This is a genomic window from Ruegeria sp. ANG-R (assembly GCF_000813985.1).
In the GTDB taxonomy this organism is placed as follows: domain Bacteria; phylum Pseudomonadota; class Alphaproteobacteria; order Rhodobacterales; family Rhodobacteraceae; genus Ruegeria.
Window position 1 is genome coordinate 138,584 of sequence record NZ_JWLJ01000002.1, and the last position, 22,411, is coordinate 160,994.

At 56.4% G+C, this 22,411-nt stretch carries 13 protein-coding genes; 4 read left to right on the forward strand and 9 right to left on the reverse strand.

The window, feature by feature from the left end; genetic code table 11:
- Positions 1-20 precede the first annotated feature (20 nt).
- Both RA27_RS09300 and RA27_RS09305 read right to left on the reverse strand, forming a co-directional pair.
- Positions 21-1,037, reverse strand: coding sequence for a glycosyltransferase family 2 protein (locus RA27_RS09300; RefSeq protein WP_052265243.1), 1,017 nt, complete (start codon positions 1,035-1,037; stop codon positions 21-23).
- Positions 1,034-7,465, reverse strand: a complete 6,432-nt coding sequence (locus RA27_RS09305) for a type I polyketide synthase (RefSeq protein WP_039537568.1) — start codon at positions 7,463-7,465, stop codon at positions 1,034-1,036. The genes RA27_RS09300 and RA27_RS09305 overlap by 4 nt, the downstream gene beginning before the upstream one ends.
- 846 nt (positions 7,466-8,311) lie before the next feature.
- Here RA27_RS09305 and RA27_RS09310 point away from each other — a divergent pair.
- Both RA27_RS09310 and RA27_RS09315 read left to right on the forward strand, forming a co-directional pair.
- Positions 8,312-9,004 carry a VPLPA-CTERM sorting domain-containing protein gene (locus RA27_RS09310; RefSeq protein ID WP_039537571.1) on the forward strand — a complete coding sequence of 231 codons (693 nt, stop codon included), beginning with the start codon at positions 8,312-8,314 and terminating at the stop codon, positions 9,002-9,004.
- Positions 9,005-9,572: 568 nt separating this feature from the next.
- Positions 9,573-10,163, forward strand: a complete 591-nt coding sequence (locus tag RA27_RS09315) for a sugar transferase (RefSeq protein ID WP_241484044.1) — start codon at positions 9,573-9,575, stop codon at positions 10,161-10,163.
- Between the two features lie 20 nt (positions 10,164-10,183).
- Here RA27_RS09315 and RA27_RS23660 read toward each other — a convergent pair.
- The 4 genes from RA27_RS23660 to RA27_RS09340 all read right to left on the reverse strand — a co-directional run bounded on the left by RA27_RS23660 (position 10,184) and on the right by RA27_RS09340 (position 15,389).
- Positions 10,184-10,941, reverse strand: a protein-coding gene (locus RA27_RS23660; protein WP_152610678.1) for an IS5 family transposase whose coding sequence is annotated in 2 segments (ribosomal slippage) — positions 10,184-10,620 and positions 10,620-10,941 — 759 coding nt in all. Because the reading frame shifts where the segments join, the coding sequence is not laid out codon by codon here.
- A 468-nt stretch (positions 10,942-11,409) separates the two neighbouring features.
- Positions 11,410-12,189, reverse strand: a complete 780-nt coding sequence (locus RA27_RS09330; RefSeq protein WP_039537583.1) for a carnitinyl-CoA dehydratase — start codon at positions 12,187-12,189, stop codon at positions 11,410-11,412.
- A gap of 5 nt (positions 12,190-12,194) precedes the next feature.
- Complete coding sequence (locus RA27_RS09335; protein ID WP_039537587.1) at positions 12,195-14,210, reverse strand: acetate--CoA ligase family protein; 2,016 nt, start codon at positions 14,208-14,210, stop codon at positions 12,195-12,197.
- Positions 14,211-14,228: 18 nt separating this feature from the next.
- Positions 14,229-15,389, reverse strand: a complete 1,161-nt coding sequence (locus RA27_RS09340) for an acyl-CoA dehydrogenase family protein (RefSeq protein WP_039538153.1) — start codon at positions 15,387-15,389, stop codon at positions 14,229-14,231.
- A 97-nt stretch (positions 15,390-15,486) separates the two neighbouring features.
- Between RA27_RS09340 and RA27_RS09345 the strand changes: the two genes are divergently transcribed.
- Positions 15,487-16,404: a GlxA family transcriptional regulator gene (locus tag RA27_RS09345; protein ID WP_039537590.1), complete on the forward strand. Its 918-nt coding sequence runs from the start codon at positions 15,487-15,489 to the stop codon at positions 16,402-16,404.
- Here the strand turns inward: RA27_RS09345 and RA27_RS09350 are convergent.
- The gene (locus RA27_RS09350; RefSeq protein WP_039537593.1) at positions 16,401-18,836 is read right to left on the reverse strand and encodes an FAD-dependent oxidoreductase; all 2,436 of its coding nucleotides are present in this window, start codon (positions 18,834-18,836) and stop codon (positions 16,401-16,403) included. The genes RA27_RS09345 and RA27_RS09350 overlap by 4 nt on opposite strands.
- Before the next feature lie 185 nt (positions 18,837-19,021).
- On the opposite strand from RA27_RS09350, the gene RA27_RS09355 reads away from it, so the two are divergent.
- Positions 19,022-20,539, forward strand: a complete 1,518-nt coding sequence (locus tag RA27_RS09355; RefSeq protein ID WP_039537596.1) for a trimethylamine methyltransferase family protein — start codon at positions 19,022-19,024, stop codon at positions 20,537-20,539.
- A gap of 17 nt (positions 20,540-20,556) precedes the next feature.
- Here the strand turns inward: RA27_RS09355 and RA27_RS09360 are convergent, their stop codons facing one another.
- Entirely contained in the window at positions 20,557-21,531 is a 975-nt protein-coding gene (locus tag RA27_RS09360; protein WP_039537599.1) for a LysR family transcriptional regulator, read from the reverse strand.
- 119 nt (positions 21,532-21,650) lie between these two features.
- Complete coding sequence (locus RA27_RS09365; RefSeq protein WP_152610679.1) at positions 21,651-22,343, reverse strand: GntR family transcriptional regulator; 693 nt, start codon at positions 22,341-22,343, stop codon at positions 21,651-21,653.
- Positions 22,344-22,411: the final 68 nt, after the last annotated feature.

The following is a 22,411-nucleotide window of genomic DNA, read 5'->3' on the forward strand; positions in this document are numbered from 1 at the left end:
AATATCCGCTTTGGTATGAATCACGACTGGGAAACTGTATCTCGGTCGTCCTGTAGGTTCGAGGTGGTGGGTCGCCGCACAAGTGCTTGCAGATCATGGACTAGCATCGTGGTCAGAAAGCCAGGCTTCATGTGACGATCCCGTCGCAGCAACAAACAGCGTAGTGAATGCAGTCCGCCGCCCAGAACATGCATCAGCGTCGCCAAGGCTGCATAGGCACGCCCGTGATTTTTAGAGAAGTAATGCCAGCGGCTGTCATACCAGTATGACGGTATCCGCTTCCAACGTTTCATCCCGGTGGATGCAGAGCCTATATGGGCAACGCGGCTTTCGACGACGTAGTCAACCCGGTGGCCCACTTTGGCGGCTCTACGGCAGAGATCAGTTTCTTCGAAATAGAGAAAGAAGGTTTCATCGAACAGGCCGATGTCGTCCAAAACACTCTGCCGCATCATCATGCTGGCGCCAGCCAGCCAATCTACAGGCGTTGTTTCTTTGGGCGTGTCGATCGGGACTCGGCGGTTTCGCAACAAACGGGTGATGGGGCCGAGGCGAATGGCGCTTTCAAACTCGCTTGCGATGGAAGGGAAGCGGAAACTTGTAAGATGGGTCTCACCTGCGTCGCCATGTATATAACTACCGGCGAAACCCGCCTCGGGAGTTTTTTCCAGATGTTCCAATAGCGCCTGAATGCTATCTTCGGCAGGAAACGCATCAGAGTTCAGAATATACACGTAGTCAGGCTTGGTGCCATCGGGTAGACCTGCACGGATGCCAACGTTGTTACCTGCGCCAAATCCACCATTCCAGCCCGCCTCTATTACGCGTATTCGACCGTCTGCATCCCAGCCTTCCTGAGCGATATAAGTCGAGATTCTCTCATAAGATCCGTCCTCGCTGTGATTGTCGACAACGACGATACTTCCGGCGATACCTTCCATTGCCCTCCGCGCCGCATCAACAGATTTCAGCGTCATTTCAGCGGTCTTATAGTTCAAGATGATGGTCAGTACTGTCGGGCTGTTCCGCGCGATCATTCTGCAGCCTCCAGATACGGCGCCAGCGGGCCAGATTGCCCTGGCCGTTCGGCGGCCTCCAATACGCGCCGAATGCGGTCAGCCAACACTCGGACATTGGGTTCCAGAACCATGGAGTCGTGATCTCCGGGCACTTCAAAGACCTCGAGACCCGGAACATGACGCGTCCAATCATTATCAGGGAACATGTAGTGCTTGTGCTTGTCCACGAGGCGCCCTGGTGCCACTTCCCAACGCGCCAGAAGGGGTGGACGGAAGAGTGTCAGCGGTCCATCCCACGGTTCGACTTTGTACTGGCCGACACTTTCGAGGAACGCCGCTTCGATTGCAGCGTCATGGAATTTTGACCCGGCCTCCTCGTCTTCGACAGGTTCGCCCCGACGTTTTTTCAGTTCCCACTCAATGCGATTGCGAGCCCAGGTCGTGACATAACTCAGCCCTTCCTCACGCAAATTAAGCCAGTTGATCATGTACCGGTCACGGCGGGTGAGATGTGGTCGCTGAGGCAGCGGCGTATCAAGCAGGATAATCGCGGAGACTTCTTCGCCGGCGGCACGAAGTTGTTGAGCAATCTCGTAAGCTGTAATGCCGCCGCCAGAAAATCCACCAACCATGTAAGGGCCGCTTGGCTGGACCTGCCGCATTTCCGCGATGTAGTCGCGGGCAGCATCCGGCAGGGATCGGTGCGGTTCTTCATCGCCATAGAGGCCGCGCGCTTGCAGCCCGTAGAAGGGCCGATCCGCCCCCAAAATATGCGCTAGATGGCGCAGGTTGAGCACGTTGCCAAACATACCAGCCACCAAGAAGAAGGGAGTACGGGGACCACTTTCGTCGGCATGCATCGGGACAAGATGGGTAAAGCGCCGTTCCAGTCGCGACGCATTCGCGTCAGATGACCCATCGCTTTCCGTACCGCCCGCTACTACACCGCGCTCAGCAATAAGGGTCGCCACCTTGCGAATGGTGGGCGCTTCGAAGAGCACAGATATCGGGAAGTCCACTGCATAAGTCTTGCGGATTTGCGCAAAGAGCCGCACCGCAATCAATGAATGTCCACCGAGATCAAAGAAACTGTCTTCTGCTCCAATCTGGTCGACCCCAAGAAGGTCAGACCAGAAACCGGCGAGGGTTGTTTCGATTGCACCTACAGGTTCGACATAATCGCTGTCCAACTGTGGACGTTCGAAGGTCTGACTCTCAGTTTCGTTGTCTTCAGTTTGCTCCGCCTGTGCGATGAGATCGGGCAGGGGAAGAGAGCTGACGATCACCTGTGGTATGTCCAATGCGAGTGCGCGCAGGAAGAGTTCCCCCCCTTCCTCAGCGCGAATACCTTGCGAGATATTGTGCCGCAGGCGTTCTTCGGCCGGCGACAGTTGGCGCTGTGCTTCGGTGTCGTCAACGGAAACAGGTGCCGCTTCTGTTTCGGTCACTGCAAAACCTTCGCTGCTTTCCATCCGGCGGATCGAGAAATTGTGTATCTCTACACAGACCTCCCCCTCGGGTGTCGCTACGGTAATGTCGAAACTGGCGATTTCACCGTCTGCGTGGTTGTCCCCCGCATTTCGGACCCAGCTGACCACTCGTTCGGGTAGCGCACGGAAAACGCGGACGGACTGATATGAAACCGGCACCCATAAATGGGTGGGTTGATAGTCTTTTATAAGGGCCATTGCCCAACCCGTGGCCAAATCCATCAGTCCGGGGTGCAACCTGTATCCCGCCGCACCATCCTCTTTTGCCTCAGCAGGCAGAGCAAGTTCCGCTAGACCTTCGCCATCTCCGAGAGCGGTCTTTTGCAACACTCTCCAGCGTGGCCCAAAGCGAAGATGCGCCTCTTGAGCGCCCGGTAGCCAGCCGCCAGCGGCTGCTTCAACCGGGGCAGCACATCGCGCTGCGATTTCGGCGGGATCAATAGGTGCAGGGCTGGCCATCGGTAACAGAGCCAGACTGGCCTGCGCGTTCCTTTCGCGCGCATCCTCGGGACCGCTTTCCACAATCAGATCATAGCCGGTACTGCTGCGTGGCATTTGCACTGCTATGTCGAGGGTTTCGGTCTCACTTACGGCTAGTGGTCTCAGAAAATAGAGATCGCGGATCTCGAACGCTGCCCTCTCGCCCTGAGCGGCAAGCGCTTGGGCAGCCAGTTCCAGATATCCCGTACCCGGCAGCAAGGCATCCCCGGCACTTGTGCGGTGATCATCCAAAACCCATTGTTCGGCGACACTGTATTTCGCATTGAAAATTCGGTTGCCGGAGGCATCGAAAGTCTTTTCCGCCAGCAGCGGTACACCTGCGGGCAAGATGGGCGCAGGCTCACGCGTACCGGTACGCAGGGCCATCGCATCTGCTGCCATGCCGGTATCCGCCCAGATTCCCCAACCGATGGCGATGACCTTGGTCTGACCTCCGGCGCGGGATCTGGCATAAGCATTTATATATTCGTTGGCGGCAACATAATCGACCTGGCCGGCAGGGGTTGTCGCTGTCGAGCTTGATGAGAACAGGGCCATCCAGTCGAGGTCGCCATCCGGGAAGACTTCTTCGAGAACCTTTAGACCATGCAGCTTCGGTGAAAAGACATCTTCCACCTCGGTCATACTCTTGGTCTGGATGAGTCCATCCTTGATCACACCGGCCGCGTGGATCACGCCGTTTACCGTGCCGAACCGTTCTTCGACTTTCGCGCGAACAGCGCGCATATCCTCGATGTTGCTAACATCACCTGCCAGACAGAGTACCTCTCCACCAGCGGATTCCAGATCGCGAACGGCGCTGATACGGCGCGCCAACGGATCGTCTGGTGCAGTGTTTTCTAGAACTCGATCCCAATCTTTGCGCGGGGGCAGGGGGCTGCGGGCAAGAAGTGCGACGCGGGCTTCGGTGTGCGCCATCAATCGTCGAGCTAACGTGAGACCAATTCCGCCAAAACCGCCAGTGATGAGATAGACACCGTTCTCTTGCAGCATGGGCTGCGCATCTTCGGTGTCGGCGAGAGCCTGCGCGCGATAACCCATCTCAAAACGCTTGGGCCCGCGCAGCGCGGCCGTCAGATTAGCCGGTGGGGCCAATAATTCTTCCAATACGGGAGCGACAAAGCCCGACAAATCGGGACGAGAGCGAGCGCCCCGACCAGAGACTTGCGGCACGTCGAGATCAAGCGTCGCCACGGTGATGTTAGGAAATTCGCGTGGGATGACGCGCGCGGGTCCGGCCAAGGTGCTCTTTTCAGGATAGCTGAGCACTTCGCTGGCCACCTGGGCTGCGCCCGAGCTCAACACGGTGAAATGCATCGGATGGCTCCAGCCTTCATCACCCATGGCTTGGGCAAGAAATAGCAGGCTGAAGAAGCCTTGTTCGAGATTGCGGTGAATAAAGCTCGAGCCGGGACGGAAACTCTCGCGCGTCGTAGTGAGCCACCCATGAAGCACCCGAGTAGGTAGAATTTCCCGCGATACGAGATCCGCGATCAAAGCATCATAGCTGTCTCTGCCGCGTTCGGGTGACAGGATGTAGTCGCGGTCCCCATCGCGAGCAAAGGTATCGCCTGCGCGTACCGTCAATACGGTATGACCGGCTTTGCGCAGTCGCGCCGAGACGGTATCACACAGACCAGCCTCATCCGCGAATACGAGCCACGTTTCCGGTGTGACTGCGGCGAGATCGCCAGTGACATCGATGTCGCAAGCGGCATAAGCCGGACGCCACGCAGGGCGCCACCCCCAATTTTCGGGGACGTCTTCGCGCATCAGCCAATCGGTATCGGCCTTTGCCGCAGCCTTGCCCGGTTCGATGAAGTAGGGGCTGCGTTGGAAGGCATAGGTGGGCAGCGGTAGGCGCATTCGTTGCGCTTCGCCCCAGTACTGACCCCAGTCGAAGCTGCCTCCCAAGGCCCATACCCGGCCCAGCATGGCAAGAAAATAGGCGTCGTCTGCAGTTTCATCCGCCGGATGGCGCAACGTGCCGATAACCTGATTGGCTTCTAGTTTTGGATGCTGACCTGCAAGCGAAGCCATGGCCTTACCGGGCCCCACTTCGATGAAGATGCGGTTTTTGTCTGCCAGAGCACCTATGCAGTCGGCGAAATGTACTGTGCCGCGCAGATGGTCCACCCAGTAGTCCGGGCTAGTGGCCTGTGCGTCGGTGATCATTTCGCCGGTGCGGTTCGATGTGAAAGGTATCTTTGGGGCCTTCAATTCAATGGAATTCAGATAAGCCCGAAAATCTTCCAGAATTGGTTCTAACATACGCGAATGCGCAGCAATATCGATCTGGATGCGCTGGTAATCCACTTCGCGTTTCTTCAAGTCTTCCTCAAGCTGATCAAGCGCCGCTTGCGGACCAGTGGCGACAGAAAGCTGAGGAGCGTTCACTGCGCCCAGATCCAGATCGTCGCCTAACATCGGTGTAAGGTCTTCTGCCGAAAGGGCCACGGACAACATCCCGCCAGCAGGAACCGTATCGAACAACCGGCCCCGCAGATGGACCAGCCCGATGCAATCCTCAAAAGACATGACGCCAGCGACACAGGCCGCGGTATTCTCGCCCATGGAGTGGCCGACAAGTGCGGCAGGTTTCACACCCCAGCTCATCCAAAGATGCGCGAGGGCGACTTCGCAGATCATAATGAGTGGGAGCTGTACCGATGGTTTCTGTAATTGCGCATCGGCTGCGGCTTCTTCACCGCTTTCTGGTAGCCAAAGCGCACGGATGTCGTAGTTGAGCTTTGGCGCCAGAATCTCAAGGCCCCGATCCATCCACTCGGCAAAGACAGGCTCTGTTTCATAGAGATCGCGCGCCATACCGGCATATTGCGCGCCACCGCCTGGAAACATGAATACCGTGTCGGGTCGGTCGAGAGCGACATGGCTAAAAACGCGACGGGGATCGTTTTCAAGCAGTCGTGCGGCTGCTTGCTCATGAGTTTCGGCAACTACGACGCGACGCCGTTCGAAATCGTGGCGACCTTCGTGCAGGGTCCATGCGACATCCGCCAGATTTTGTTCGGGATGGGCTGTGAGATGCTCCGCAAGATTGGTTGCATTATCTTCAAGCGCTGCTTTCGACCGTGCTGATAAAGTCAACAGCTGAAAGGGCCAGTCCGAGGGCTCGGAGGTGGAACGCAAAGGCGCTTCTTCCAGTACGGCGTGGGCATTTGTGCCACCGACACCAAGTGAATTGATACCTGCACGCCGGGGGCCTTTGTGGCTGACCCAGTCTGAAAGCGTGTCATTGACCTTGAAAGGGGAGGTTTCAAAGTCAATGGCCGGGTTGGGTTTTTCATAACCCAGAGAGGGTGGTATCTCCCGGTAATGCAACGCAAGCGCGGTCTTGATCATGCTTGCCACGCCCGCCGCCGTGTCGAGATGACCGATATTGGTCTTGACCGAGCCCAACTTGCAGAACCCAGTTTCCTCCGTGGTCTCTGCAAAAGCCTGCGTTAGGGCAGCAACTTCGATCGGGTCACCCAAATAAGTTCCAGTGCCATGACATTCGACATAGTCGATAGTGTCAGCGGTCACGTCCGCCATTGTATGCGCTTCCGAGATCGCGGCGGCCTGCCCGTCTACGGACGGGGCGAGATACCCTGCTTTGGCGGCCCCATCATTATTGATTGCTGTGCCTTTAAGGATCGCCCAGATGTGATCCCCATCACGGATCGCATCCTCGAGTCGGCGCAGCACAACTGCACCAGCGCCGGAACCAAAAACTGTCCCTTCTGCGCGGTGGTCAAAAGCATGACAATGTCCATCCGGCGAGAGCACCTCGCCAGGTTTGTAAATATAGCCGCGGTTTTGTGGCAGCTCGATCGTTACTCCGCCCGCAATGGCAATGTCGCATTCACCGGTCAGCAATGCCTGAGCCGCGTAATGTGCAGCCACCAGCGAGGTCGAGCAGGCCGTTTGCACATTTACGCTGGGGCCTTTCATGTCGAAGATGTGGCTTACACGCGTGGCAAGGAAATCCTTGTCGTTGCCTGTGTGACGCAACAGAAACATGCCGACATCGTCAACGAGATCGTGGTTGGAGCAGATGTTGAAATAAAAGTAGCTGCCCATACCGCAGCCCGCGTAGACACCAATAGGCCCTTTGGTTTTGCTGGGTGGATGCCCCGCATGTTCCAGCGCTTCCCAGGCCACTTCCAGGAACTGGCGGTGCTGTGGGTCCATTATTGCAGCCTCTTTGGGAGACAATCCAAAGAAATCCGCATCAAATGTTTCGAAACCGTCCAGGGGTGCGGCGGCAGGCACGTAATCGGTTCGCTCTAGAAGGTGTGGTGCTTCGCCCGCCGCAACCAGTTCTTCTCGGCTATATCTGCGGATGGATTCAATGCCGTCGCGGAGGTTTTGCCAGTATATTTCAGGGCTGATAGCGCCAGGCATATGTGCCCCAAGCCCTATAATTGCAATATCCGTCGCAACCGTTGTCATTGAAAACCGTTCCCTTGTTAAACTTGATGGTAAATCGTAATGGCGACAATATCATGTAAAATTTTCTATCCACAGATTGCGGATTTCCACTAATTTGTCCAGTTTGCCTCGTTCTATTGGTTTGCGTAAACGCTCTTCAGACAAGAGTGCGCGAAACGACATACGTTTGTGAAAAACCCGTCAGTGCACATAATGCCCTGAACCGGAAAATTCCTACGCCGGGAGTACAACGCTAACAGGTTAGGGAAATTTTGCATGGCTGATTCAAAAGCTTGACAATTGGAACCCGATCTAACGGGGGATCAATGCGAACAGCACACACTTGACGGCAGATTTGCGGAGAGTATTCCAGCCAGTTGGTTGGCGGCAGCAGCTGATCTGCCCACGGTGGCGAAAGCGCAGTTGTCGCGTGAGCAATCAAGTCGAGAACAGCTTTGGCCGATTGAGAGCCTTACGCGTTCCAGTTTCTCGAAATGACCGACCTTCTAAGGCCTCCTTTTCTGGCGTGATATTTATAATTAAGCGCCACCCAGCTGTCTTGAAACCGATCGCTACATTCCGGATTTAACTGCACTGCGCGACCCTCGAATCGCGGTTTTCACAAATCATTTAGTTTCTGTTAATTTGGGTACAACTTTAAAGTGTTTGTTGTGGGGTATCCTGCTCGGCGCACACGCATAAAGTGTCTCCCTGAATAAAAAAATATTTATTTACAATAGGTTGATAGAATTGGCGACGCCCCAATATTGCATGGGCGGTCCGTCTTGTGTTAGTTAACGTGATACATACTAAGTTTTGAGTGTCTCCGGTTCGCTTTTTTGCGCGACGGAAATGGGTGAGAGTAACATGGATTCTAAACGCACATATATTGCAGCTTTATCAACCGCAGTACTGTCGGTAGCGGCGACTGCTTCCAGCGCTTTGACCGTTGACTTCAATGTTGGTCGAAACTGGACTTCGGGTTCAAATACCTACACTAGCAGCGACGGATCGGTGAATGTGGGCGTTGACGGTGTTCGCGTGGATCGAAACGGTACCGTCATCGACACAGATAATTTCCTGACTGCAAGTTGGTCCGGTAACCAGGGCGGTATCGGCGTCTATGACTGCCGTCATGTGCGTCACGGCTATTGCCGCCACGATCAGCACACTATTGATGGCGCCGGCCCTGATGAGTTTGCGCTTATCGATTTTGGTGGTCTAAATGTAGAAGTCACGTCCGTGACATTTGCTTATTGGGACCGTCACGATACGTTTGCATATGGCACGTACAACGATAGCAGTATCCCAGCGTCCGCTCAAGTTTATGAAGAGGAACTTGGGAGCGGAAACACGAACCCCTATACCCATTACTTCGGTAGTGGTGAGTTGATTGGCTCAATCATCGGGTTCGGCGCTGATGACTGGCGAGATAACTTCAAGCTGCAGAGCATTACCTTCGATATCGTTTCTGCAGTACCGCTGCCGGCTGGTTCAATTCTTCTGCTTACCGGTTTGTTTGGTATGGGCGTGATGCGCAGACGTAAGCGCCTTGCCTAAGCCGCAATGCAAATTACTTAAACCGGCTTCGAGCCGGTTTTTGTTTCGCATATTGTTTCAAAACTACAGGAAAACGCTGGATAAGTGATTTTACGTGCGTATGCAAAGGTCGCTTGTGTTGTAAGAAATAGCAGTGAGCGAATTGCCCCGTTCTGGAAATAGTTATTAGAATAGCTCGTTGCGTGAGATTCAATCTTTACACGATAATACAAAAGACAATGAAGGCAATGCGATAGCAGCGTTGAAACTTGGTGAAAAAAATACCAGAAAAGCAGTCGATAGAGAGAGTATAAGATTTGTGGTGTTGGATAATTTAGTGTAAAAACACTCTGGGGGAAGAGCGGCTTAGTTTTCCAATACCTGATTCTCTTTCCTGGTTGTGTTGTTTGCAAACGCCAATATTGGATGGCTTGTTTGCGGGTTCTAGTAGTTGGCCATTTTCTGGCTTTGGTTTGCGAGTTCTGAGATGACTATTCAAGATATTAGTATTACAGGTAAGTCAGGGCATCGAGATGTTGCCACGCATCCAGATAATTTCGTAACTAATCCTACGCGACTTTATGGCCAGATGTTTAAACGCATCTTGGATTTTATGATCGTATTGTTGTCGCTACCAATTGTTTTGCCAATCATTCTGGTTCTTGCCATTTTGGTAGCAACGGACGGAGTCAATCCGTTTTATGCGCAACGCCGTGTTGGAAAAGATGGCCGTATCTTCACCATGTGGAAACTTCGCAGCATGGTGCCAAATGCACACGCACTGCTCGAGGCTTATTTGGCAAGCAATCCGGCAGCCCGACGCGAGTGGGCAGAAACCCAAAAACTCAAGAATGACCCGCGGATTACGACAATCGGCCATGTTCTTCGGAGGACGTCTCTGGATGAGTTGCCACAACTTTGGAATGTACTGCGTGGTGAGATGAGCCTTGTGGGTCCGCGCCCGATGATGCCAGAACAGCAAGAATTGTATCCGGGCAAGGCATACTTTTCGCTTCGCCCCGGTTTGACTGGATCGTGGCAGGTGTCTCAACGTAATATGAGCACCTTTGCCAGCCGTGCCGAGTTTGACACTAATTATGCAAACAACCTAACGCTGAGGACCGATTTGGGTATCCTCTATTCCACAATAGGTGTAGTTTTCAAAGCGACGGGCTACTAGGGTCAGGACTCGTTGTTGTTTCATAGCCAGAATATGACAGTGGCGGCGAGAGCGATGACGGAGAGGAATACCTTTGGGCACCTGTCATAGCGGGTTGCCACGCGCCGCCAATCCTTGAGCCTGCCGAACATAATCTCGATCCGATTGCGCCGTTTGTAGCGGCGTTTGTCATATTTGACGGTGGCCTTGCGTTGCTTCCGACCAGGGATACATGCGCATATCCCTTTGTCTTTCAGGGCTTCTCTGAACCAATCGGCGTCGTAACCTCGATCTCCGAGCAGCCAGTCGACATTGGGCGGGCTGCTCAAAAGGGCCTTTGCCCCGATGTAATCACTCACCTGCCCGGCGGTAACAAAGAGGTTCAAAGGTCGCACTTTGCTGTCACAGATGGCGTGCAACTTGGTATTCATACCGCCTTTGGTTCTGCCAATCAGGCGACCGCGTCCCCCTTTTTGACGCCCAAACTGGACGCTGTGCGGTGGGCTTTCAGATAGGTGGCGTCGATCATGATCGTCTTCTCTTCGCCATGCTCAGCGGCCAGACCGACCATCATCTGGGCAAAGATGCCTTTGTCACTCCATCGTCTCCAACGGTTGTACAGGGTCTTGTGCGGTCCGTACTCCTTGGGCGCATCCCGCCACCGTAAACCATTGCGGTTGATGAAGATAATCCCACTCAACACATGCCGGTCATCAACACGAGGCTTGCCGTGGGACTTGGGGAAATAGGGCTCTAGACGCACCATCTGCGCATCGCTCAGCCAGAAAAGGTCAGACATGTCACCACTCGTTTTTCAAATGGTGAATCATGCCGAAAAGCGAAAATCAACGGGTCCTGACCCTAGGCTCAGGTCTCATTATCCATCTTACCGAATGGTGGTTCACTGCTAGAAGTTTGATTTTGTCTAACATCTTCTGTTTGACTGATCCGCAAGTGACGTGCCTTGAGCTCTATTTTTCCTAAGTCCCAAGGGGAAACTCGCGTTGATGATCAATGCGATCTAGTGGAAGTTGTCTTCCTTGCTCGCAATCGCATTTGATGGTGGACCTGATAGCCACGGGGTTCGACAGATCGGTTTCTTATCGCCGTATAGGTTACGACTGCATCGAGGCAGAGGCCATGCTGGCGGCTTTACCGCTCGAAGACGGAATGGGTTCATTGGTTGAATCTAACGCGGTAGCGGTTCGGCGCGCTCGGGGCCACAAGGATCGCGCTAACTCTGGCGGCACTGCTTCCGGCGACAGGTTTATTTACCTTTCCAGACAGGGTCACGTTTTTCTGAGAAGGCCCTTGCTCCTTCTAGCTGGTCCTCGCTGGAATAGAGCACATCAACCGTGCGCAACTGGCGTTTGGTGATGCGGTTCATGGCGTCTTGGAACTTGCTGTCTTCGGCGTCGCGCACGACCTCTTTGATTGCCGCGTAGACCAGCGGAGGACCCGAGGCCAGCAGACGAGCCAGTTCCCAGGCGCGATCCATCAGCTGATCGGCGGGCAGGACCTCGTTGATCAGACCCCAGCGGTGGCCTTCTTCGGCGTCGAACCAGCGTCCGGTCAGCAGCAACTCCATTGCCATGTGATAGGGAATGCGTTTGGGCAGCTTGACACTGGCGGCATCCGCCACTGTGCCGGAACGGATTTCGGGCAGGGCAAAGGTGGCGTGTTCGGCGGCCAGTATCATGTCGGCCGAGATCGCGAGCTCCAGCCCGCCGCCGCAGGCGATACCATTGACGGCTGCGATGACCGGTTTGTTCAGATCTCGCAACTCTTGCAAGCCACCAAAGCCACCTACGCCATAGTCCCCATCCACCGCATCGCCGTCTGCCGCTGCTTTCAGGTCCCAGCCAGGGCAGAAGAACTTCTCTCCTCCTCCGGTCAGGATGGCGACACGCAGATCGGGATCATCGCGAAACTCGGCAAACACCTGCCCCATGATGCGGCTGGTGGCCAGATCGATGGCATTGGCCTTGGGCCGGTCCAGTGTAACCTCGAGGATTGCACCTTCGCGGCGGGTCTTGATCGGGTCCATATCTCTCAGGCCTTTCTGATAAGGGCGTCCACCGCAACTGCCCGGGTGGGCGTGCAGAGAAGCGGGTTGATTTCAACCTCGCCGAGCGCGTCGGCATTCTGGGTCACATAGGCCTGAACGGCCTGAATTGCTGCAATGATTTCATTCATATCAGCCGCCGGCTGACCACGGTAGCCCGCCAGCAACGGTGCAATTTTCAACTCGCCAAGGGCAGCGCGAATGCAGTCGGGCGTACTCGGGATTAACAGAGATGTGGTATCGCGCAATATCTCGGTCAGGACGCCACCCGCGCCGAGTGTCAGGACAAACCCATGGGCAGGGTCTCGTACGACGCCGATCAGCAGTTCGGCTACGGTTCCGGTGATCATTTCTTCGATCAGGATATCGTCAGTTCCGATCTCTGCAGCCACATCTGCAACGTCGGCGGCCTGAACACCCAGCCGCACAGCGGCCTGCTCGGACTTATGAGCGAGACCAACCCCTTTTACGGCGAAGGGTGCCTCTAATTCCCGTGCGGCAGTGCGGGCTTCTTCCTCGCCCCGTACGGAGCGGTTCTGAGGGATGGGCACGCCATATGCGGCCAGCGTTTTCTTGGCTTCCGCTTCGGTCAGTGTGTGTGTGGCCTCAGCCTCGCCGGGAAGGCAGATCGGATCAGGGGCGGGCGCGGTGATCTGTCCTGCGGCGCGCGTCGCGGCAAGAGCTTCGCGCAGGCCCATAAAGGGAACCACGCCGCCCTCCATCAAGGTTCGCGCGACATTCTCGGGAAGCAATTCGGGCAGGGTGGCGGCAACTGCAAAGCGTGCACCAGTATCTGCCCGCACCTTGAGTGCCGCCTGGGATGCGCAGGCCCAGTCCGTCTGATCCGTGGTCGGATAGTCGACGATCGAAAAGGTCAGATCGATATCCTCTCCGATCATACCGGACCATGCCTTTGCCATCGCGTCTTCATCGCGCCAGATATAGGTGTGATAGTCGAGCGGGTTGTTCAGCGCGACCATCGGCCCAAGCGCTTCGCGCAAACGGGATTCCTTGTCCTTGGTCAGATCGGGGAAGTTGAGGCCCGTGCCAATCGCCATATCCGCGATCAGGCTCGCTTCGCCACCGGAACAGCTGATCGACGCGATGTTGCCGCCCGGTAGTGGCCCATAGCAATGCAGCAGTTTCAGCGTTTCCAGAAGCTCCGGCAGAGTCGACAGGCGTGGAATGCCCAGCCTGTTCAGTAACGCCTGCGCGCCCGCATCGCTGCCTGCGAGTGAAGCGGTGTGCGATACCGTAGCTGCCTGCGCCTGCTCGGACGCACCGACTTTGAGGGCGACCAGTGGAACATCTTTCTCATGTGCCTTGGCGGCAAGCGCTTCCCATTCGCGAATATCCTTGAAGCCTTCGATATGCAGGCCCACTGCTGTCACGCGCGGATCATCGATCAGCGCAGCAGCGATCTCTGCCTGACTCGTCTGGGCCATATTCCCGCAGGTCACCATATAGGCAATCGGCAACGCGCGCTGCTGCATGGTCAGATTTATCGAGATGTTCGAGCTTTGAGTCAGGATGGCAACGCCGCGGTCGACCGGCACGGCTCCGTGTTGATCGGGCCACAGCAGCGCCCCGTCCAGTGCATTGATGAAGCCATAGCAGTTGGGGCCGAGGATGGGCATGGAACCTGCTGCTTCGACCAGCGCTGACTGTAGGTCCCCGCCTGCCTCATCTTCCGCTGCGGCTTCGGAGAAGCCAGAGGCGAAGCAAACCGCCCCGCCGCTGCCCATCTCTGACAGAACCTGAACCGCCTCGACGGTAGCGTGGCGGTTGATGCCGACAAACGCCGCGTCCGGGGGCGAGGGTAGGTCTTCAAGCCGTGTATAGGTTTTGTGACCTGCGATTTCGGCCGCTTTGGGATGTACGGGCCAGATGTCCCCGGCATAGCCCATACGTTCTGACTGCAGGATAACTTGCTGGCACCAGGCGCCCCCGCCGATCACGGCAATGGATTTCGGGCGCAGAAGACGGGAAATATCTTTGCTCATGTATGACCCGACCGAGCCTCAGGCGCCTAAGGGCCGCAGAAGATCGCGGCTGATGATGTGGCGCTGAATTTCGCTGGTGCCATCCCAGATGCGCTCAACCCGTGCGTCGCGCCAGAACCGTTCGATCGGGAAGTCGTCCATCAGGCCCATACCGCCATAGATTTGTAGCGTTGTATCCGTCACCCGCGCCAGTGTTTCTGAGGCATAGAGCTTGGCCGACGCGATCTCGCGGTTTGAGGGCAGGCGCTGATCCAGACGCCATGCCGCCGAGAGTGTCAGCCAATCGGCGGCGTCGATCTCGGTGATCATGTCGGCAATCTGGAAGCTGACGCCCTGAAATTTGCCGATCGGCTGGCCGAATTGCTTGCGCTCGGCCGCGTAATTCAGCGCGTAATCAAAACAGCGCCGTGCCCGCCCGACCGAGAAGGCGGCAACCGTCAGGCGCGTCGCATAAAGCCACTCGTTCATCACGGCAAAGCCGCCATCGACTTCGCCCAGAACCTGTGCGTCCGGCAGGCGGCAGTTATCGAAATAGAGGATATAGTTCTTGTAGCCCTTGTGGCTGACCGAGTTGTACCCTTCGCGCACCTCAAAGCCCGGTGTGCCACGGTCCACGAGGAATGTGGTGATGCGTTTCTTGGGGCCTTTCGGGGTGTCATCCACACCCGTCGCGATGAACACGATGAAGAAATCTGCGTGCTCCGCGCCCGAGATGAAGTGTTTCGAGCCGTTGACGACCCAATCTCCGCCGTCACGAACAGCCTGACATTTCATGCCCCGCACATCCGATCCCGCATCCGGTTCGGTCATCGCCAGCGCGTCCATCTTTTCGCCTCGGACGGCTGGCAGCAGATAGCGTTCGCGCTGCTCGTCATTGCAGGCCATCAGGATGTTTTGCGGGCGTCCAAAGAAATGGGTCAGCGCCATGGAGCCGCGACCCAGTTCGCGTTCGACCAGCGTGAAATCAAGATGTGACAGACCTGCGCCGCCGACTTCTTCGGGGAAATTGCAGGCATAAAAGCCCAGATCGATGCATTTCTGCTTGATCTGGTCGCCCAACTCTTGCGGCACCTGTCCGGTGCGCTCTACCTCAGCTTCGTGGGGGTAAATCTCGTTCTCGACAAAGCTGCGCACAGTCGAGACGATCATATCCTGTTCTTCGGTTAAGCCAAATTGCATGACGCGCGTTCCTTTGATGCCTGATTGGCGATGAAACGTCATTGTCCGATGTCATGACATGCAGTATTCGTGAATTATCATGCAGGATTAGAAAAAATTGACTCGAAGCTATAACTTTTTGCTGTTCGACGGGTTCTCGAACCTTTGTCTTGCCAACATGGTTGAGCCCCTGCGTGCGGCGAATACGTTGGCGGGTCAGGATCTCTATGCCTGGCAGTTCTATTCGCCCGATGGGGCGCCTGTCCAAAGCTCCAGTGGGTTGCAGGTCGCGCCCCATGGTGCAATGGGCTTCGAGTCAGGTGATGCATTGGTGGTCATGCCGTCGTATGGGTATTTGGAACACTCGGTTCCCGATACCCATCGCGCCCTGCGCAGGGCGGCGACCCGTCATCCCAAGTTGGCTGGTCTGGATACGGGGAGTTGGCTGCTCGCGCACGCGGGCCTGCTGGAGGGGCACCGTGCGACCATTCACTGGGATGAACTGTCCCGGTTCGAAGAAGCCTTCCCGGATGTCGAAGTCGTGCAGGAGCGGTATGTGATCGACCGGAACCGGATCACCTGTTCGGGCGCGTTGGCCGTATATGATCTAGCTACAGCTCTGATCCTTGCCGATCATGGGCCGTTGCTGTCGATGGAAGTGGCCCATCTTCTGATGAACCGTAGCGAACCAAGTGCTGCCTCGCCTCAGATGAAATCCGAAGACAGACTTGTAAATCGGGTGCTGGCCGTGATGCAGAGCACATTGGATGCTCCGGTGTTGATCAAGGATATCGCGCGTCGGCTGGGGTGCTCGCAAAAGAAGATCGAAACCCGGGTACTGGCCGAGTTGGGCATAACACCGCAGGCGCTTTATCGTCGCCTGCGCCTGAATCTGGCGCGCAAGCTGGCGGTTGAGACCCAACAATCCGTCGCCGAGATTGCCAGCCGTTGCGGCTATGAAAACCCCAGCGCCATGACGCGTGCGTTTCGGGCGCAGTTCGGACAGACGCCGACGGCGTATCGCAGCGGAAGTTAGCTGCGTACGCGCGACAGGTCCGGATCATAGGGGGACGGTGCGATCACTTCTGCATCGACCAATTCGCCACACAGATCGAGTAGCATCTTGCTGCCGGGGTTCGAAACTTCCAGGTCCACAAAGCCATAGGCGAGGTTCATTCCCATCCGGTGACCCCAGCCCCCTGATGTGATCGTGCCGACAACCCGGCCCTGCAACATCAGCGAGGCACCCCCATGTGCAGGCGCTTCGGTTGTGTCTACTTTCAGGCTCACCAGTTTCTTTTGCAGCCCGCTCTCATTGCGTTTCATCAGAGCGTCGCGACCGACGAAATCACCCTTGTTCAGTTTCACGAACCGATCCAGCCCCGTCTCAAACGGATCAAATTCAGTGAGGAGGTCGGCTTTCCAGTGCAGGAACCCTTTCTCCATCCGCATGGACTCGATCGCGCGGGCGCCAAACAGAGTCATACCATGATCCTCGCCCACCTTTCGCAACGCCAGATAGGCCGCATAAAGCGAGGCGTTTGGGATGTGGATTTCGTAAGCCAGTTCCCCTGAGAAACTGATGTTCAAAACGGTTGCAGGTGCGAACCCGACAAAGCACTCGCGCACCGAAAGCCATGGAAAGGCTTCTCGCGACCAGTCTCCTCGGGCGCAGGCGGACAGCACGTCGCGGGATCTGGGCCCGGCCAGAACCAATATGGTCTGATCATTGGTGAGTGAGCGGATTTGCACATCTTCACCATCTCGCAGATGCGCCTGCAGCCAGTCCATATCATGATACTCGCCGGCGGCGGCGGACCCGTACCAGACCCGCGCCGGGCCGCGGTCACTGGCGGGCAGGTTGGCGATGGTCGCCTCGGCTTTGACCATGCCGTGGTGGTTCAGCAGATAGCCAAGGCCGACACGCCCGTTGCGTTTTGTCACCGCGCCGCACATCATGCGGTCCAGAAACGCATGTCGATCATCTCCGGTGATTTCCAACCGGTTGAAGCCGTTGACCTCGGCCAACCCGACATTGTCTTGCAGGTTTTTGACCTCTGCTGCGACGACGTCAAAGGTCTCGTCGAAATTGAAACTGAGTGTCGGGTGAAAGTCCGGCGCAGGTTTGATGTAGTCGACCCGCTCCCACCCGTTGACGACTGTGAACTCGGCCCCTTCAGCGGCAAGGATCGGGGTCAGCGGAGTGGTCTTGGCGGGGCGCCCTGCGGGTCGGTGTTCGTGCGGAAAGTGAAAGCGGAATTCGTTCTGATAATCCTCGATGGCTTTCAGGGCGGTCATTTCCACATTGGCGTGGCCCGTAAACCGGCGCGGATCAAGGCACCATGTGTCATAGCAGGCCTCACCGTGAACGATCTGCTGCGCCAACAACCAGCCATGGCCACCCCCTTCGCCCAGACCGGCGCGCAGGCCGATGATGCAGAAAGCGTTGCGCTTGCCGGGGATTGGCCCGACCAAGGGTGCGCCGTCAATTGTGTAGGTGATCGGACCATTTACGACGGTATGAATTCCGACCTCCATCAGTGCGGGCATTCGGGCAAAGGCGCCCTCCAGCACATCGGTCACCCTGTCCAGATCGTCAGGGCAGAGCGCGTTGACAAAGTTCGGATCAATCCCGTCCATGCCCCAGGTTTTGCAATCCTGTTCATAGAACCCGACCAGCAAACCGTTCTTTTCCTGCCGGCAGTAATAGTCACTGATCGGGCAGCGGAGCAGGGGCATTCGATGTCCCGCGTCGCGAATTGCGGCAATTTCTTCGGTCAGGAAATACTGATGCTCCATCGAGGCCACCGGATGGTGCACGCCCATCATTGCGCCCACTTCGTTAACCCGATAGCCACAGGCGTTGACCACGATATCGCAGTCAATGTCGCCATGTTCGGTGTGCACGGTCCAGGTGTCGTCCTTATGCTGAGTCAGCCCTGAGACCGGCGTGTTACGGTAGACTTCGGCTCCGGCTTTGCGTGCGCGGCGGGCTAATGCCTGACATAGCTGAGCCGGATCAATGTCTCCATCCAGCGGGTCCCAGAGCCCACCCAACAGGTTGTCGGTTGAAATCAGCGGGTGGCGGCGGGCGCATTCTTCGGCGCCGATGACTTCGAAATGCACATCCATTCCGCGCGCCATGGACGCGAAATGGTGATACCCCTGTATCTGCTCCGGCGTATTGGCAAGCCGGATACCACCATCGCCGTGATGGTAATTGATCGGATAGTCCGGGTCCTCGGCCAGTTCCTTGTACAGGTTGATCGAATGGCGCTTCAGCCCGACCATGGTCTGGTTCATACCGAAATTGGTTACCTGTGCGGCTGAATGCCAGGTTGTCCCGCTTGTCAGCTCATTGCGCTCGACCAGCACCACGTCGGTCCAGCCCTCCCGGGTCAGATGATAAAGCGTCGAGCAACCGGCGATACCGCCACCAATGACGACCACTTTGGTACGCGATTTCATCAAAGACCCTCCAGTGCGTTTTGTGGGATTAGTCCGTTCTGCCAGATGGTTCACAAGGGGCTGAGTTCTTTTGCGTAGAAAATCGAAAATAGAAACTCATTATTTCTTATTAAAGTGAATGCGATTGAAACTTGCTGTAGGGGTTCTGTTGAATTGGCCAACCGGATGCGGTTGGAGGAACACACATGGCAGCACCGCAGGCGAAACGATCCGGTCGAAAGGGGCGCCTGGCGCAGCGGGCTGAGAAGCCCGCGCTTGACCCTTGTCCACCGGGTCAGCCCGGTGGAGCCTACAAGCCCCTGACTGGGGTCGAGCTTGAACGGATTTACAACACTTCTCTGGACCTTCTGGAAAAGCTCGGGATCGGAGATGTGCCGGATCGCTTGCGGGCCGATTTGTTGGCAATCGGCGCGCAAGACAACAGGGAGGGCCGGATACTTTTCCCGCCCGAACTGGTGGAGCAGGCGATTGATCAGGCCGCCAAGACCTTCGTTCTGCATGGGCGTGATGCGGCGCGATCCATAGTGGTCGGTGGCAACCGCGTCTATTTCGGTACCGGCGGGGCGGCGGTTCAGACGCTTGATCTGCAGAGCGGTCTTTATCGGCCTTCGACCCTGCAGGACCTGCATGATTTCACGCGCCTTCAGGACGTTCTGCCGAATGTCAGTTGGTTTACCCGTTGTTGTGTCGCAACGGACCTCGAGGAAATCTTCGATCTGGATGTAAACACGGCCTACGCGCTGCTGAAGAACACCACCAAGCCCACCGCCACCTCGTTCACTTTGGCCAAACACGTCGCGCCGATTGTCGAGATGCTGGAGATCGCAGCCGGAGGTCCCGGGGAATTCGCAAAGCGCCCGTTCATGAAAGCGCATATCAGCCCGATGATCTCGCCGATGCGCTACGGCGCGGACGCGGTGGATGTGGTCTATGCCTGTATCGAACACAATATCCCTATCTCCTGCATCACGGCCGCGCAGGCTGGCGCAACGGCACCCGCCACGCTGGCCGGTTTTCTGGCGCAGTCCTTGGCGGAAACGCTTGCCAGTTTGGTGATGGTCCACGCGATTCAGCCCGGATTTCCGATGATCTTTTCGAACTGGCCTCTGGTCATAGACCTCCGGACCGGCGCGTTTTCGGGCGGCAGCGGAGAGACGGCGGTGTTGAACGCAGCCTCGGCCCAACTGTCCAATTGGCTGGGGCTGCCTTCGGGCGTGGCCTGTTCCATGAGCGATGCCAAGGCCATCGATGCGCAATACGGGATCGAAAAGGGCCTGACCTCAATGGCGGCAGCACTGGCAGGGGGAAATCTGATATACGAAAGCTCGGGTATGACGGCCTCGTTACTGGGAGCGAGCTTTGAGGCGTTTGTGTTGGATGACGAGATGCACTCGCACACCTACCGTGCTTTGCGGGGCATTGAGGTCACAGACGAAAATCTGGGATTTGACGCGATCTGCGAAGCGGTGCTGGGCGATGGTCATTTTCTGGGCGGGCAGCATACCTTTGCCGCAATGGAGCGGGACTATTTCTACCCTTCGCTCGCAGACCGGGACGAGCCACGGACATGGGCGGACAACGGGGCGCAAGATGCCTGGACCCGGGCGCGCCATCGCGCACACGAGATTTTGCGTACTCACACCCCAAACTACCTGACGGCTGAGCAGGACCAGCAGATCAGGGAGCGGTTCAATATTTTTTGATGGTCAGGGCCAGAGTGTCACTCGACCAGTTTGAAACTGTCTGCCAGCCAGGGAATGTCTGCGCGCAGCGGTGCAATGATGCGGTCACTGATCAGATACCGCGTTTTGGTGTCCACCAGTTCGATCACCGATCTTGAGCAATCCGGTGTTGTGACAAGCGCCAGTGTACGTGCAAAGCTTTTGCCCGGAAACGGGTGCATACGCAGTCTGGATTGAAACCGTTTCGCGCGAGAGTAAAGCAGGGGGGTTGTGATGGTCCAACCTGCCCCGGCGGACACCATCGACATCAGGGTTTGATTGTTGCTGCACTCGAATCTGCGTGAGGCTGAAATCCCCATTCGGCGCAGCTGGGATTCGATCTGGCGTGCGATGATTAGGTTTCCAGAAAACCGCAGAAACGGAAGCTTGGTGCGGCCCTCGACAATATCGCCCAAAGACTCATCGTTCACTTTGGGCAATACAATGACAAACGGGTCGCGCAGAAGGGGGCGATCCTGCAGGTCGCGCAAGCGTTCGCTGGGCGTTGTCGATATCCCCAGATCCAACTGTCGGTCACGCAGCATCTCGATAATCGCGTGGCTGGAATCCGTGTGATACATGAAATCGCAAGCTTGCATATTGGCCGAAAGATACACGGCAAGTTCCGGGATAATATCGCTGTCGAAATCCTCGATTGTGCCGAACCGGAGATAGCTGGCCTCGGCAATGCTCCCGGCTGACGCCTCGGCCTTTGCCTTACGGATCAGCTGCAGCGCATCGTCGATATTGCGCAGGAAGACCCGGCCTTTCGGGGTCAGAACCATCGGTCTGCGCGCGTGATTGAACAATTCGACGCCCAGATGATCTTCAAGGTTGCGCAGATGATGGGATACAGTGCTGACCGTCAGGCCGGTTTCTTTGGATGCCGCCTGAAGCGATCCTTTTTGCGCACAGATCTGAAACAGTTCCAGCCATCTAAGGCTGAGATCTTTCGGTGCAGATTGACGAGGCATACCATTTCTTTCGCTGGCTCTGGAGTTTCTGCCTCTTAGTTAGTCAGATAATGAGAGTTTTGATATCAGAAAGTCGGACTAATTCAGCCCACTAAAAGCCCTTGGTCCTGTTAGGGTCTTTAGGAATCAGAGGTATCCAAAAATCCACGCGCCGTGCTCGAGGCATCGGCGATATGTTCTTCAACCGCCTGCCGGGCTTTGATGGGATCGCCGCCGAGGATGGCGTCATGAATGGCTGTCATGTGGCTCATCCCGGAACGCTTCCGGTTGCGGGCGGCGAGGGTCAGCGCCCGCAGGCGGCTAATCCGACCATTCAGACGTTGCACGATATCCCAGGCGATGCTGTGGCCAGCCTCTTGAAAAATCAATTCATAGAAACGGGTTGTCGCCTGCAACAGGTTCGACCATTCGGTATCGTTCTGCGCCGCCCCGACGAGTTTCAGGGCTTGACCCAGATCTTTTGCAAACCCTTTCCCATGAGTCTGTGCGCAGGCTGCGGCGGCGGAACCTTCGAGTTGCACGCGGATGTCGTAGATCTGCCGCGCCTGATCCCAGCTTATTGTTGAAACGATGGGTCCGCGATTTGGGATGATCTCGACCAGACCTTCGGCTTCCAGAAAGCGGATCGTCTCGCGGATGACGGTGCGGCTGACGCCAAGCTGATCGCAGAGCGGTCGTTCGACAAGACGTTCACCGGGTGCGAAACGCCCGTCGATGATTGCCTCGCGCAGGCGGGCTTGCACGATATCCCGCAAGGTTTGCGGAGCTTTCTCAATTTTTTGCAAGGCGGCGTCAGAGTTTGTCATCTGCATCTTCATATCTCCGGCGCGCATCGGGAACAAGTATGATTGACATATCGTATGATGGTATACCATATTCC

Bases quoted from the DNA above. Each gene is read 5' to 3' on its own strand.
- RA27_RS09300 (WP_052265243.1), bottom strand. From the start codon at position 1,037: ATGATCGCGCGGAACAGCCCGACAGTACTGACCATCATCTTGAACTAT.
- RA27_RS09305 (WP_039537568.1), bottom strand. From the start codon at position 7,465: ATGACAACGGTTGCGACGGATATTGCAATTATAGGGCTTGGGGCACAT.
- RA27_RS09310 (WP_039537571.1), top strand. From the start codon at position 8,312: ATGGATTCTAAACGCACATATATTGCAGCTTTATCAACCGCAGTACTG.
- RA27_RS09315 (WP_241484044.1), top strand. From the start codon at position 9,573: ATGTTTAAACGCATCTTGGATTTTATGATCGTATTGTTGTCGCTACCA.
- RA27_RS09330 (WP_039537583.1), bottom strand. From the start codon at position 12,189: ATGGACCCGATCAAGACCCGCCGCGAAGGTGCAATCCTCGAGGTTACA.
- RA27_RS09335 (WP_039537587.1), bottom strand. From the start codon at position 14,210: ATGAGCAAAGATATTTCCCGTCTTCTGCGCCCGAAATCCATTGCCGTG.
- RA27_RS09340 (WP_039538153.1), bottom strand. From the start codon at position 15,389: ATGCAATTTGGCTTAACCGAAGAACAGGATATGATCGTCTCGACTGTG.
- RA27_RS09350 (WP_039537593.1), bottom strand. From the start codon at position 18,836: ATGAAATCGCGTACCAAAGTGGTCGTCATTGGTGGCGGTATCGCCGGT.
- RA27_RS09355 (WP_039537596.1), top strand. From the start codon at position 19,022: ATGGCAGCACCGCAGGCGAAACGATCCGGTCGAAAGGGGCGCCTGGCG.
- RA27_RS09360 (WP_039537599.1), bottom strand. From the start codon at position 21,531: ATGCCTCGTCAATCTGCACCGAAAGATCTCAGCCTTAGATGGCTGGAA.
- RA27_RS09365 (WP_152610679.1), bottom strand. From the start codon at position 22,343: ATGCAGATGACAAACTCTGACGCCGCCTTGCAAAAAATTGAGAAAGCT.